Here is a 12,882-nt window from a genome sequence, read left to right as displayed (position 1 = left end):
GCGGCACATTCAACGAAGGCGGCGCTCATACGCGCCGCCCCGGTTCACGACTGATCTGATGGCCTGCTTCGAGCAGGGTCGAGCAGGCTCGGACGCGGCGGCCGTCGCCCAGGCGGACCCAGCAATCCTGGCAGGCGCCCATCAGGCAGAAGCCGGCCCGGGGTTCGGCGCTGAAGTCGCTGCCGCGCAGGTGGTCGCTGCAGGTCAACACGGCCGTGAGCAGGGTGTCGCCCAACAGGCCGGTGGCCGGTGCGCCGTCGAGGGTAAAGTGCAGGGCCGGGCGGTCGCCTTCGGCCAGTCGTTTCAGCAGAGCCATGGCGCCCTCATTGCTTACCTACCAGGACCCGATCCAGGCCATAGACCCGATCGAGCAGAATCATCGTCAGTGCCGTGAGCGCGATGACCAGGGCCGATACCGCCGCCATCATCGGGTCGATGGATTCAGTGGCGTAGACGTACATGCGCACCGGCAAGGTCTGCGTGGCCGGCGAGGTGACGAAGATCGACAACGTCACCTCATCGAAACTGTTGATGAACGCCAGCAACCAGCCCCCGGCCACCCCCGGCAGAATCATCGGCAGGGTGATTTGCCGAAACAGCGTAAAGCGCCCGGCCCCCAGCGATTGCGCGGCCTGCTCGGCACTGCGGTCCAGGCCGATGGCCGAGGCGAGCACCAGGCGCAGTACATACGGCGTGATCACCAGCACGTGGGCGAAGATCAGCCAGGTGAAATTGCCATTCACGCCCATCAGGGCAAACAGACGCAGCAGCGCCACCCCAGCACCAGGTGCGGAATGATGATCGGCGACAGGAACAGGCCGTTGAAGAAGTCCCGGCCGGGGAATTCGAGCCGGGTGATCGCCAGGGCCGCCGGCACCGCGATCACCGTGGCCAGCGAGGCGGCGCAGAACGCCAGGATCAGGCTGTTGTAGAACGCATCGACAAAGTCTGCGCGTTCGAACACGGCGCGGAACCAGCGCAACGAAAACGTCGTGGTCGGCAGGCTCAGGGTGTTTTCCGGGGTGAAGGCCACGAGGCACACCACCACCAGCGGCGCGAGCATGAACACCACCACCAAGGCATGGAACAACAGGGCGAAAGGACCGTTCCTGGACATGACGAATTACCCCAATGACTTGTTGTAGCGGCCTTCGATCATGCGGTTCCACGAGAGCATGATCAGCAGGTTGAGCAGCAGCAGCGCGACGGCGATGGCGGCCCCCATGGGCCAATTGAGTTCCGACAGGTACTGGTCGTAGATCAGCGTGGCGACCATTTTCAGGCGACGCCCGCCGAGCAATCCGGGGATGGCGAACGAGCTGGCGGCGAGGCCGAACACGATCAGCGTGCCCGACAGCACGCCGGGCATGATCTGTGGCAGCACCACCTGACGGATCACCGTGAACTGACTCGCCCCCAGCGACAGCGCGGCCTGTTCGGCGGCGGGATCGAGTTTCTGCAGCGAGGTCCAAACCGGGATGATCATGAACGGCAGCATCACGTGGACCAGGGCAATGACCACGGCAAACGGCGTGTAAAGCAGTTTCATCGGTGAGCCACCGAAGGCCTGCAGCGTCTGATTGACGAGGCCGTCGGCGCCGAGCAGCAGGCTCCAGCCGAAGGCGCGGACCACCACGGATATCAGCAATGGCGTGAGGATCAGGATCAGGAAAATCGAGCGCCACGGCGCGCCCATGCGACTGAGAACGTAGGCTTCGGGCACGCCGATGAGCACGCACAGGAGGGTGGTCAGCGCACTGATCCACAAGGTGCGCAAAAAGATCTCGTAGAAGTACGGGTCACCGAGCAGGCTGGCGTAGTGGTCGACGGTGTAGGCATTGCTGTCGATGCCCGAGCCGTAGTCGAAGACATTGAACGACAGCACCAGCGTCAGGCCCAGCGGGACGACCAGCAAGCCCAGGTACAAGGCCAGGGCGGGCGCAGACATCAGGTAGCCGTTGCGTGCGCGGCGCATGGCCGCGATCCACTTCACGCCGACACCTCGTCGTGGCTCAGCACCCGCAGCAACGCCGGGTCCCAGTCCAGGCCCACCGCCGTGCCTTCGGCCAGTGGTGCTCCGCCGTCGTTGCGCCGCACCACGCACAGTTCGCCGAGGCTGGTCGAGACGCCGTACAGCCATTGGCTGCCAAGAAAAAAGCGACTGGCCAGGGTGCCTTGCAGTCGGCCGGAGCCGGCGGGGCAGAGGTCGATTTTTTCCGGGCGCAGGCTCAGCGTCAGGTCGCCCTGGCCGTGGAGCGAGGCCTGGACGACGCCGTTGCTGTCGCGCTCGCCGGGCAGCAGGTTGGCTTTGCCGACGAAGCCTGAAATGAATTCGGTGCGCGGGTGTTCGTAGAGGGTGTAGGGCGCGTCGACTTGGGTGATGCGCCCGGCCTGCATCACCACGACGCGGTCACTGATGGACAAGGCTTCGGATTGGTCGTGGGTCACCATCAACGTGGTGATGCCGACTTCGCGCTGGATGCGGCGGATTTCGTATTGCATTTCCTCGCGCAGGTTGGCGTCGAGGTTGGACAGCGGTTCGTCGAGCAGCAGCACCGGGGGTTCGATCACCAGCGCCCGGGCCAGGGCCACGCGTTGGCGCTGGCCGCCTGACAATTCCCGGGGATAACGGTCGGCGTGCAGGTCCAGGCGCACCAGTTTCAGCACCCGCGCGACCCGTTGTTGCAGGTCCGCCTGGGGCACCTTGCGCATGCGCAGGCCGAAGGCGACGTTATCCCTGACGGTCATGTGGGGGAACAGGGCGTAGCTCTGGAAAACCACTCCCAGGCCACGACTGGCGGGCTTGGCGTGGGTGATATCGCGGCCGTCCAGCAGGATGCGCCCGCTGCTGACTTCGACGAAGCCGGCGATCATTTGCAACGTGGTGGTCTTGCCGCAGCCGGAGGGGCCGAGCAGGGAGACGAATTCACCTTTGTCCACCGAGAGGTCGGTGGCGACCACGGCGTCGATGTCGCCGTAACGTTTGCCAAGTCCTTCAAGTTGCACGAAAGCCATCGCTGCGCTCCACCTGGAATTGTTATGCGTCGCCGTAAGGCGCGCTTTTTTGTATGGGCAGATACGAAAAAAGTGCTGCGGGTGCGTTGGCGCTCGACGTGGGTCGGCTGCCGCTGTTGTTCGAATCGCCCCTGTATGGACGCAGAGTAGGACGAAGAATAGGATGGGCTCAATGATCTATTTCATTGAGGCGATGACTATTTTCAGTTTCATTCGTTGAGTAAATTTCTTGCATGGATATTGAATGAATAATTCCACTGATCGGAATAATGAAAAGAGTGAAGTGGGCGTAGGCGCTGTCTCCCGGCTGTTCGCCGTGTTGCGCAGCCTGGGCGACACCGTCGAGGGTGGCGAACGGGTGACCCAGCTGGCCCAGCGCATCGGGTTGTCTCAGCCGACGACCCATCGCTTGTTGCGCAGCCTGATGGACGAGGGCATGGTCGAGCAGGACGCGCGCACCAAGCGCTACCGGCTGAGCCTGGACTTCTTCGCCCTGGCCGCCCGCGCAGGCAACACCGGCAATCTGCGCGAACTGGTGCGGCCGGCCATGCTGCGGCTGTCGGCGTCCCTGGGGGATTCGTTGTTCCTGCTGGCCCGCAGCGGGTTCGATGCCATCTGTCTGGACCGCAGTGAAGGGCCGTTCCCGATCCGCACGTTCACCGGCGACATCGGTGGCCGGGTGGCGCTCGGCGTGGGCCAGGGCAGCCTGGCGATCCTGGCGTTCCTGCCGGAGGAAGAGCGCGACACGGTGATTCATTACAACCTGCCGCGGCTCAAGGATTTCCACCTGTACGACGAAGTCTTCCTGCGTTCGGAAGTGGAGAACGTGCGTGCCCAGGGTTACGCCGGGCGCAACACCGGCGTGCTGCAGGGCATGGCCGGCGTGGCGGTGCCGATCCTGGACCGCGATGGCCGAGCCGTGGCGGCCTTGAGTGTGGCGACGATCAGCGACCGCCTGGGCCCTGATCGCCTGCCGACGGTGGTGGAAATGCTCAAGCGTGAGGCGGCGTCGATCGGGCCGCGAATCAACCCGTTCGACCCACTGCTGCGCCGGCCTTCGCAGGTGTTTGGACAGGGTTGAGGCCGTCCGGGCTCCTTGTGGAAGCGAGCTTGCTCGCGAAGGCGATGGTCGCAACACAATGAGGTTGGCTGACACATTGCCTTCGCGAGCAGACTCGCTTCCACAGAGCAGGGCGGTGGCATCCGTGGTTCAGGACTTCCCCGTCGTGATCAGAAGTTCAGGGTCTGTTTGAGCCGCTGCGTTGTCGGCGTGTCGCTGGGGATGACCATCGCGTAGTTGTACCCCGGCCCGGACCAGTACTCGGCCTGCAGTTCGCCGTCGCGACGGCTACCGCGCGGCAGCAGGAAATTCTTCGGGCCTGGTGGGCGCACGTAGAAGCTGATCTTTTCCCCGGTCGGGTCCTGGTAGACCACCATGGCCGCAGCGCCTTGCTCGGTGCTGAGCAGGCGGCCGCTGACCGGCTTGAAGCCGGCATTCGACAGGTCCGGCAGGCGGTTGGCCTGGGTGAAATAGCGGTCGAGCCAGGCTTGCATGCTGTGCTCATCGCCCGTCTGGTAATCGGCCGGCAAGACGCCTTGCTGGGCGAACAGGCGGTACGCCTGCAAGGCGTCGGCCATGGGCGCGGCACTTCTGAGCAGGGTCATCTCCCGCGCCTGCCAGCCGCTGAATCCCCCGACGCTGACGGCCAACAGCAATACCGCCGCGCTGGCCAGGTGACGCCGGAGCCGGTGATTGAGGCGCCGGCGAATCATCGCCGGGTCGAGGGCTGGATTGGCCGGTTGTTGCAGCGTGCTGCCGAGGGCCGTGCGCAAGTGTTGCGCGTCCTGTTGCCAGGCCCGGACCCGGGCGGCGACTTCGGGATGATGGGCGAGGTAGGTTTCCACCAGGCGTCGGTCGGCTTCGCTCAGTTGGCGATCGACGTAGGCGTTCAGGTCGTTGTCGTTGGGGGGCATGTTGATCATTTGAGTATCCGCAGGGCAGGGCGGGTGATTTCGCCATCGCTGAGTTGGCGCAAGGCCTGGCGAGCGCGGGACAGCCGGGACATCACCGTGCCGGTCGGCACGCCGAGGATGTCGGCGACTTGCTGATAGCTCAGGCCTTCCACCGAGACCCACAGCAACAGTGCACGCTGTTCGGTCGTCAGTTGATCGAAAGCCTGCAGGGACGCCTGCGCGATCACGCTGCGTTCGGCCGAAGGGTGGGCCTCCTCGCGGCCGGTGAAAAACTCGAGCATGCGTGCATACCGTCGGGAACGGCGATGGGCATCGAGAAACTGCCGGTAGAGAATCGAAAATAGCCAGGCCCGCAGGTCGCCTTCCGGACGCTTGTCGCCCCATTTTGACAACGCCCGTTCCAGGCATGCCTGCACCAGGTCGTCGGCGTTGCTCGGGTTGCGCGTCAGCGACACGGCAAAGCGCCGGAGCCTGGGGATGAGTTCGCGCAACTGTTCATCGAATTCGTTCATGGGAGTGTGGCTTCTGGGGCAGTCACTGCGCCGGGACTGGAAAGACGACCCACGAACGAGATTATTCCAGTGCAGGAAAAATAAATACGAGGCGTGGGAATAAACCTGCTGGCCCTTCGTCTGACGGGTCCATTTCCTCAAACGGCCTTGAGCCTTGGAGCTTCGTCATGGTTGACCCTTCCTCCTCATCGAGCAGGCCGCCGCTGGGTGCCGCCGGCCTGACCCTGCGCCTGGCCGGCATTGGCGTGATTGTCGCGGCGCTGGCCGGGGCTTTTGCCTACGTCAACGGCACCCTCGACCCACAGCGTCTGACGCCCAATGCCTTGGTCAACGTGCTGGAAAAAAACAACGGCATGCATCCGGGCTTTCGCCGCAATCACTCGAAAGGTGTCTGCGTGGCGGGTTATTTTGAAAGCAGTGGCGAGGCCGCGGCCTATTCCAGTGCCCAGGTCTTCACGCAGCCGCGCACGCCAGTGGTCGGGCGTTTCGCCTTGCCCAGCGGCAACCCGTATGCACCGGACGCGAGTGTCCCGATTCGCAGCCTGGCGCTGCGGTTCACCCAGGAAAACGGCCAGCAATGGCGCACCGGCATGAACAGCATGCCAGTATTCCCAGTGGGCACGCCCGACGCGTTCTACCAGTTGCAACAGGCTCAATCGCCGGATCCGGCCACGGGAAAACCGAACCCTGCCGCGGCGCCGGCGTTCTTTGCCGCGCACCCGGAGGCCACGCCGTTCCTGCAATGGATCAAGACCGCCAAGCCATCGGCCAGTTATGCCACCGAGACCTATAACGGCCTCAATGCCTTTTACCTGGTCAACCCTGCCGGCCAGCGCCAGGCGGTGCGCTGGGGCGTGGTGCCGCAGAGCCAGGACGCCGCGGATGCGACGCTGCCCCAGGGGGCCGATTTCCTTGAGCAGGATCTGGTGAAGCGGCTCGCGGCCGGGCCACTGCGTTGGCAGTTGAGGATGACCCTGGCCGATCCGGGCGACCCGGTGAACGATGCCAGCAAGCCCTGGCCGACGGAGCGCAAGGTGATCAATGCCGGTACGCTGGTGCTGGAACGCTCCCAGGCGCAGGACCAGGGCGAGTGCCGCGATATCAACTATGACCCGCTGATCCTGCCAGCCGGCATCGAAGGGTCCGATGATCCATTGTTGGCGGCGCGCTCCGCTGCGTACGCCACTTCCTACCTGCGGCGCACCAGCGAAGTGAGCCAACTGCCCGCCACCCAGGAGGCCCGCCCATGAGCGCCCCTCGTCACTTTGCTCCGCTGGCCCGACTGCTGCACTGGCTGATGGCGCTGATGATCATCGCCATGTTGTTCATCGGCGCCGGCATGGTCGCCTCGGTGTCCGAACGTCATGAATGGTTACTGCAACTGCACAAACCCTTGGGCATCGCGATTCTGCTTCTGGTGATCGTGCGCCTGGTGGTGCGTTTCTGCACTCGGCAACCCCCGCTGCCGGCCGATCTGCCGGGTTGGCAGGTGCTGGCGGCCAAGGCTTCGCATGTGCTGTTGTACGCCTTGATGCTGGTCCTGCCGCTGTTGGGCTGGGGCATGATTTCAGCGGCGGGTGACCCGGTGATGCTCGGCCATTGGCTGCAACTGCCGTCGATCCTGCCCGCGCATGCGCAGACCTTCGCCCTGTTGCGCAAGGCTCATGGCTACCTGGCTTACCTGTTGTTCCTGACGGTGCTGGTGCACCTGGCGGCGGCGTTGTTTCACGCCTGGGTACGTCGGGACGAGGTGTTGGACAGTATGTTGCGCGGCAAGGGTTGAAACATCGGTGGCGAGGGCGTTCTCTCCCTCGCCACCGATCATGGGGACCGGCGCAGGATCAGCGTAACTCGTCGACCAAATCGCCCAGGGTGCTCAATACGTCCTTGCCCAACTGCATCGAGCGTTTGCCGGACCAGCCGGTGAGCGGGTTCGGATGATCGTTGTGGTCCTTGAACGGCATTTCCAGAGTCAGTGACAGGCAGTCGTATTTCTGCCCGACCGCGTTGCAGGCCAGCGTCATGTTGGCCTGGCCCGGTTCGTCGCGGACGTAGCCGTGGGTGGTCTGGAAGTCTTTGGTCTGGTGCTTGAGGTGGCTGCGAAAGCGTTCTTCAAGGTGGGCGATACGCGGGGTGTAGCCGGGGTTGCCCTCGCAGGCGGCGGTGAAGACGTGGGGGATTTCCTCGTCGCCATGCACGTCCAGGAACAGGTCGACGCCGTACTTTTCCATCTGCTGCTGTACGAAAAACACCTCGGGGCTGATCTCCGGGCTGGCGTTCTGCCAAGCGCGGTTGAGGTCCTGGCCATTGGCATTGGTGCGCAGGTGCCCATGGAATGCGCCGTCCGGGTTCATGTTAGGCACCAGGTACAGGTCGGCCTTGTCCAGCAGCCGGTTCAGTTGCGCATCATCCGTGTGCTGGAGGCGCTCAATCACGCCTTCCATGAACCACTCGGCCATGTGTTCGCCGGGATGCTGCTGGGCGATGATCCAGATCTTGCGCCGGCCGTCGCTGCCATTGCCCTTGCGCAGCAGCTGGATGTCACGGCCTTCGACGCTCTTGCCCACGGCCAGCAGCTCGGTGCCGGCCTTGTGCAGTGCCTGTTCGATCAGCCAGTCGTGACGACCACGGCTGTAGGGTTCGAAGTAGGCGAACCAGGCGTGGGGCTGTTCGGCTTCCAGGTGAAAGCGCAGGGCGTCGCCCTCGAACTGGGTCGGAATGCGGAACCAGTTGACGTGGTCGTAGGACGCGACGGTCTGGTAGCCGGTCCACGCCTTGTTGTACGACGATTGGCTGGCATTGAGCAGGCGGAAGGAATATTCCTGGCCGACATGCAGGCCGCTGGCCTTGAAGTGGAACCACTGCAAATGCGGGCTGCGGGTATCGGGCCGGATCTTGAGCAGCGACTGCAACGGGTTGCTGATGTCGACGACTTCAATGTTGCCGCTGTCGAAGTTGGCGCTGATATCGAAGGAAGATTTAGCCACGGTCACGATTCCTGAACAGGATTTTATGGCCGTTACTTTACACGCTGGGAAGGGAAAGTCAGGACGATTTACATCAAGCAAAGAGCGGGGGCGTCCTCCCTGGACGCCGAATCAGATTAGAGAGTCCGCAATTGATTCTCAAGTGCTGGCAGTCGATCGTTTCGGCTTGCGCGGACTGGGATGCTTGAAAATAGATGTTCATTTGCTATCATCGCCGCCAACAGATTCAGCGACACCCAAAGACTTCATTAGCCTGAAGCCATAAGCCGAAAATCGGCAAAAAAAGACCCGGCAAAAAGCCGGGTCAAAAACCGTGATTAGCCTGATGAGGAGATATTCCAGAAGTCCGACCAAGGTCTTCTGGAATATCGACTGATCTCGCGATCAGTTGATGCAATAATAATCATTATCATTTGCAAGTCAAATGGTTTTATCGCATCGATTGGAAAAATTTTCCTGTTGCCCGCGTTCCGCGCCAACCTTCCCTTGCTACGCCTGACGAGTCGGGTAGCCATCCAGGGATCGGTCGAGCATCACCTTGACCAGATCAATCATGTGCACTACCGAGAAGGCCAGGTCGCGGCTGGAACCGTCCAATCGGTTGGCGGATTCGTGGGCCGTGGCCGCCGCGCAGCGCAGCAGGTCGCACGCATGGACCAGGGCTTCCTCCGCGCCGATGTTGTGGTTGACGTCGAAGAAGCGATGTTCCGCCGGGGCATTCGACACACCCGGTTTCAAGTAGTAATCGAGCGCGCGTTGCGCCGCCGGGCAGTCCTGCAATGACGTGAATGAGCTGTCGTACGGGGTGTTGGGCTGTTCCTTGTTGGAAGTGTCCATGGTCTCGTGGTTCTCCGTGTGGGGGCTGAAAATCCTGAATCCAGAATAGTACCCATCGTAATTGTGACGATAATTTAAATACTACATTTTGTGTTTTGATGGTCGGAGCCAGCCACGTATCGTGCCGCACATGGATAAATGGATAGAGTTGGTCAAGGCCAAGATGAAGGAGCTGCACATCACGCAAGTGGTGCTGGCAGAACGGTTGGGAATGTCCCAGGGCGGCGTTGGCCATTGGCTGACCAAGCGCCGGCAACCCAGTGTCGACGACATGAATCGGGTCCTGCAGGAGCTGGGGCTGGAATTCCTCGAAGTGGCGATGGTGATTCGCGAGCCGGACACCTCCACGGAGGAGGGGCTGGCGCTGGCGCAGAAGTACAACCCGTACTTCCGCTACCCGGTCAGTGAGTGGCACCAGGTCGGCCATGTGCGCGAGGGCGAGGTCCGCTATGAGCTGACGGATTACCACGCCCAGGGCGAAGCGTTCTGGCTGGTGGTGATGGGCGATGCCATGACCGCCCCGAGCGGCCTGAGCATTCCCGAGGGCATGTCGATCCTGGTGGATCCGGCGATCGAAGCGGTGCCCGGCAAGCTGGTGGTGGCCTACTTGCCTGGCAGCAGCGACGCGACCTTTCGCAAGCTGATCGAGGAGAGCGGCCAGCGTTACCTGGTCCCGCTCAATCCGACTTACCCGAAAAGCCTGTACACCGAGCAATGCCGCATGATCGGCGTGGTGGTGCAGGCCACCATCCGTTTCTGAGCGCATCGGCCCTGCAAGCGGGCCGATGACTACTCTTCGAACGCCACCAGCGCGCTGCCTTCGCTGACCATTTCGCCTTCCTGGCAATACAGCGCTTTGATCACGCCGGCCTGGGGTGCACGAATGCTGTGCTCCATCTTCATCGCTTCGAGCACCACCAACTGGGCCCCGGCCTCAACCGTCTGGCCCACGCTCACCAACACCCGCACGATGCTGCCGTTCATGGGCGCCGTCAGGCCCCCTTGATGGCTGTGGCTGGCTTCGGCGGCGGCCAGTGGGTCGTACCGGTCGATCCGATGCAGGTCGCCTTGCCATTGCAGATACACGCTGTCGCCCTGGCGAATGGCACGGTGGCTGCGACGCAGGCCGTTGTGCTCGAGGGTCAATCGCTCGTCGACGAGTTCGACGCCTGGGATGTTAGGGACCAGCGTGATCGCACGGTCTTGTCCTTCGCAGCTCAAGTGCAGGCTGGTTTCCCCTGGCAATCCCAGGCGCAAACCGCTGGTGTGGGCCCAAGGCGAATGCACGTCGTCGCCACGCACCTGCGGTGCCAGGCCCAGGGCAAATGCCTGGGCCGCTGCGAACCAGAAGTCGTCATCCAGTTCGCCGGGTTCTGGCAGCAATTGCGTCTGGTAGCGTGGGATAAATCCGGTGTCCAGTTCGGCTGCCGCGAAGGCCGGGTGGGCCACGATGCGGCGCAGAAAGCCGATGTTGGTCTTCAGCCCGCCGATGGCGAACTCGTCGAGCATGCTCAACAGCCGCAATCGCGCCTGCTCGCGATCTTCGCCCCAGGCGATCAGCTTGCCGAGCATCGGGTCGTAGAACGGCGAGATCTCATCGCCTTGCACCACGCCGCTGTCGACCCGCCGACCCGGCCCGTCGGCCGATTCGCGATACAACGCCAGGCGCCCGGTGGCCGGGAGAAAATCGTTGGCCGGGTCTTCGGCGTACAGGCGCACTTCGATGGCGTGGCCCAGCAGCGGCACCTGGTCCTGGGTGATCGGCAACGGCTCGCCTTGGGCGACGCGGATCTGCCAGGCCACCAGGTCCAACCCGGTGATCGCTTCGGTGACCGGATGCTCGACTTGCAACCGGGTGTTCATTTCCATGAAGAAAAACTCGCCCCGCGAATCCAGCAGGAACTCCACCGTGCCGGCGCCGACGTAGCCGATCGCCTGGGCCGCGCGCACGGCCGCTTCACCCATCGCCCGGCGCAAGGTCGGGGTCAGGCCAGGGGCGGGGGCTTCTTCCACCACTTTCTGATGGCGACGCTGGATCGAGCAGTCGCGTTCATTGAGGTACAGGCAATGGCCGTGGCGGTCGGCAAAGACCTGGATTTCCACATGGCGTGGCTTGAGCAGGTACTTTTCCACCAGCATCCGCGAGTCGCCAAACGAAGATTGCGCCTCTCGCTGGGCCGAGGCCAGGGCTTCGGCCAACTGGCTGACGTCCTCGACGACCTTCATGCCCTTGCCGCCACCACCGGCCGTGGCCTTGAGCAGCACCGGATAGCCGATGCGTTCGGCGGCGTCGCGGAAGGTTTCCAGATCCTGGGCCTCGCCATGGTAACCCGGCACCAAGGGCACGCCGGCGGTTTCCATCAGGGCTTTGGCCGCGGACTTGCTGCCCATGGCATCGATGGCCGAGGCCGGTGGGCCGAGGAAGATCAGCCCGGCGTTTTCGATCGCCCGGGCGAACCCGGCGTTTTCGGACAGGAAGCCATAGCCGGGGTGGATCGCCTGGGCACCACTGGCCTGGGCCGCGGCGATCAGTTTATCGATCTGCAAGTAACTGTCGGCGGCCTTGCTGCCGCCCAGGTCGACACGGATGTCGGCTTCGCGGCTATGACGGGCATCGCGATCGGTGGCGCTGTGCACGGCCACGGTGGTCAGGCCCATGGCCTTGGCGGTGCGCATCACACGGCAGGCGATTTCGCCACGGTTGGCCACCAACAATGTGGTGAGGGCGGGTGCGCTCATCGACGCGGCTCCTTGTTATTCGACTCGGCTTGCCAGTTGGGCGCGCGCTTTTGCAGAAAGGCGCGCAGGCCCTCCTGGCCCTCGGGGCTGACACGGATACGGGCGATGGCGTTTTCGGTGTAGCGTCGCAGCGCCGGGGTCAGGGCACCGTGGCCGACCTCACGCAGCAAGTCCTTGCTGGCGCGCATGGCCGCCGGGCTGTTGAGCAGCAGGTTGTCGATCCATTGTTCGAGGTGATGATCCAACGCCTCGGCCGGGTAACTTTCCGACAGCAAACCGATCTCCCTCGCACGCTGTCCGCCGAAACGTTCCGCGGTCAACGCGTAGCGCCGGGCGGCCCGTTCGCCGATGGCCTGGACGACGAACGGGCTGATGACCGCCGGCGCCAGGCCAATGCGCACTTCCGACAGGCAGAACTGCGCCTCGTCGGCACCAATGGCCATGTCGCAGGCGCTGATCAGGCCCAGCGCACCGCCAAAGGCGGCGCCCTGCACGACGGCCAGCGTGGGGATCTTCAGCTTGGCGAGGTTGTACATCAGCTCCGCCAGTTCCCGGGCGTCGTCGAGGTTGGTGTGGTAGTCGAGCTCGGCCGATTGCTGCATCCAGGCCAGGTCGGCGCCGGCGCTGAAATGCTTGCCGCGGCCACGGATCAGCAGGAAGCGCAGGTTCGGATCGCTGCCGACCTGATCCAGGGCGAGGATCAGTTCACGGATCATCTGGGCATTGAACGCGTTGTTCTTCGACTCACGACTGAGCCACAAGGTGGCGAAACCGCGTGGGTCAGTGATCAATTCGAGGGTGTTGAAGTTATCCATGGG

13 protein-coding genes and 1 pseudogene are annotated in these 12,882 nt (G+C 63.4%); 4 read left to right on the top strand and 10 right to left on the bottom strand.

The genetic code is table 11. The annotated features are described in order from the left end of the window. Window positions 1-25 precede the first annotated feature (25 nt). The 4 genes and pseudogenes from KI241_RS17745 to KI241_RS17730 form a co-directional block, all read right to left on the bottom strand. Entirely contained in the window at window positions 26-316 is a 291-nt protein-coding gene (locus tag KI241_RS17745) for a (2Fe-2S)-binding protein (RefSeq protein ID WP_042729079.1), read from the bottom strand. A gap of 7 nt (window positions 317-323) precedes the next feature. Beyond that, window positions 324-1,117 (bottom strand): annotated as a pseudogene (locus KI241_RS17740) (ABC transporter permease). 6 nt (window positions 1,118-1,123) lie between these two features. After that, entirely contained in the window at window positions 1,124-1,993 is an 870-nt protein-coding gene (locus KI241_RS17735) for an ABC transporter permease (RefSeq protein ID WP_123579794.1), read from the bottom strand. Then, the gene (locus tag KI241_RS17730) at window positions 1,990-3,015 is read right to left on the bottom strand and encodes an ABC transporter ATP-binding protein (RefSeq protein WP_212802819.1); all 1,026 of its coding nucleotides are present in this window, start codon (window positions 3,013-3,015) and stop codon (window positions 1,990-1,992) included. Before KI241_RS17730 ends, KI241_RS17735 begins: the two co-directional genes overlap by 4 nt. A gap of 244 nt (window positions 3,016-3,259) precedes the next feature. Here KI241_RS17730 and KI241_RS17725 point away from each other — a divergent pair, with 244 nt between their 5' ends. Beyond that, on the top strand, window positions 3,260-4,096 hold the full coding sequence (locus KI241_RS17725; RefSeq protein ID WP_042729075.1) for an IclR family transcriptional regulator: 837 nt from the start codon (window positions 3,260-3,262) through the stop codon (window positions 4,094-4,096). Between the two features lie 149 nt (window positions 4,097-4,245). On the opposite strand, the gene KI241_RS17720 is transcribed toward KI241_RS17725, so the two are convergent. Continuing rightward, window positions 4,246-4,998 (bottom strand): anti-sigma factor, encoded by a 753-nt coding sequence (locus KI241_RS17720; RefSeq protein WP_047739182.1) that lies wholly within the window; start codon window positions 4,996-4,998, stop codon window positions 4,246-4,248. Beyond that, window positions 4,995-5,501 (bottom strand): sigma-70 family RNA polymerase sigma factor, encoded by a 507-nt coding sequence (locus tag KI241_RS17715; RefSeq protein ID WP_042729073.1) that lies wholly within the window; start codon window positions 5,499-5,501, stop codon window positions 4,995-4,997. Before KI241_RS17715 ends, KI241_RS17720 begins: the two co-directional genes overlap by 4 nt. Before the next feature lie 167 nt (window positions 5,502-5,668). Between KI241_RS17715 and KI241_RS17710 the strand changes: the two genes are divergently transcribed. Both KI241_RS17710 and KI241_RS17705 read left to right on the top strand, forming a co-directional pair. Beyond that, window positions 5,669-6,751 carry a catalase family peroxidase gene (locus tag KI241_RS17710; protein WP_212802818.1) on the top strand — a complete coding sequence of 361 codons (1,083 nt, stop codon included), beginning with the start codon at window positions 5,669-5,671 and terminating at the stop codon, window positions 6,749-6,751. Beyond that, a complete protein-coding gene (locus KI241_RS17705) occupies window positions 6,748-7,284 on the top strand; it encodes a cytochrome b (RefSeq protein WP_042729071.1) in 537 nt (178 codons plus the stop codon). Before KI241_RS17710 ends, KI241_RS17705 begins: the two co-directional genes overlap by 4 nt. Window positions 7,285-7,342: 58 nt before the next feature. Here KI241_RS17705 and KI241_RS17700 read toward each other — a convergent pair whose 3' ends face one another. Both KI241_RS17700 and KI241_RS17695 read right to left on the bottom strand, forming a co-directional pair. After that, a complete protein-coding gene (locus KI241_RS17700) occupies window positions 7,343-8,494 on the bottom strand; it encodes a M14-type cytosolic carboxypeptidase (RefSeq protein WP_042729070.1) in 1,152 nt (383 codons plus the stop codon). 483 nt (window positions 8,495-8,977) lie between these two features. Beyond that, a complete protein-coding gene (locus KI241_RS17695; RefSeq protein WP_212802817.1) occupies window positions 8,978-9,325 on the bottom strand; it encodes a DUF3077 domain-containing protein in 348 nt (115 codons plus the stop codon). Window positions 9,326-9,455: 130 nt separating this feature from the next. Between KI241_RS17695 and KI241_RS17690 the strand changes: the two genes are divergently transcribed. Then, window positions 9,456-10,085 carry a S24 family peptidase gene (locus tag KI241_RS17690; RefSeq protein ID WP_042729068.1) on the top strand — a complete coding sequence of 210 codons (630 nt, stop codon included), beginning with the start codon at window positions 9,456-9,458 and terminating at the stop codon, window positions 10,083-10,085. Window positions 10,086-10,114: 29 nt separating this feature from the next. Here the strand turns inward: KI241_RS17690 and KI241_RS17685 are convergent, their stop codons facing one another. Both KI241_RS17685 and KI241_RS17680 read right to left on the bottom strand, forming a co-directional pair. Next, window positions 10,115-12,064: an acetyl/propionyl/methylcrotonyl-CoA carboxylase subunit alpha gene (locus tag KI241_RS17685; protein WP_212802816.1), complete on the bottom strand. Its 1,950-nt coding sequence runs from the start codon at window positions 12,062-12,064 to the stop codon at window positions 10,115-10,117. Next, window positions 12,061-12,879 (bottom strand): gamma-carboxygeranoyl-CoA hydratase, encoded by an 819-nt coding sequence (locus tag KI241_RS17680; RefSeq protein WP_042729081.1) that lies wholly within the window; start codon window positions 12,877-12,879, stop codon window positions 12,061-12,063. Before KI241_RS17680 ends, KI241_RS17685 begins: the two co-directional genes overlap by 4 nt. Between the last annotated feature and the right edge of the window lie 3 nt (window positions 12,880-12,882).

Origin of the sequence: Pseudomonas sp. Cab53 (assembly GCF_018325965.1) — a bacterium.
GTDB lineage: Bacteria > Pseudomonadota > Gammaproteobacteria > Pseudomonadales > Pseudomonadaceae > Aquipseudomonas > Aquipseudomonas chlororaphis_E.
Note: the sequence above shows the minus strand (reverse complement) of the source record. Positions and strands in the feature narration are given on the sequence as shown.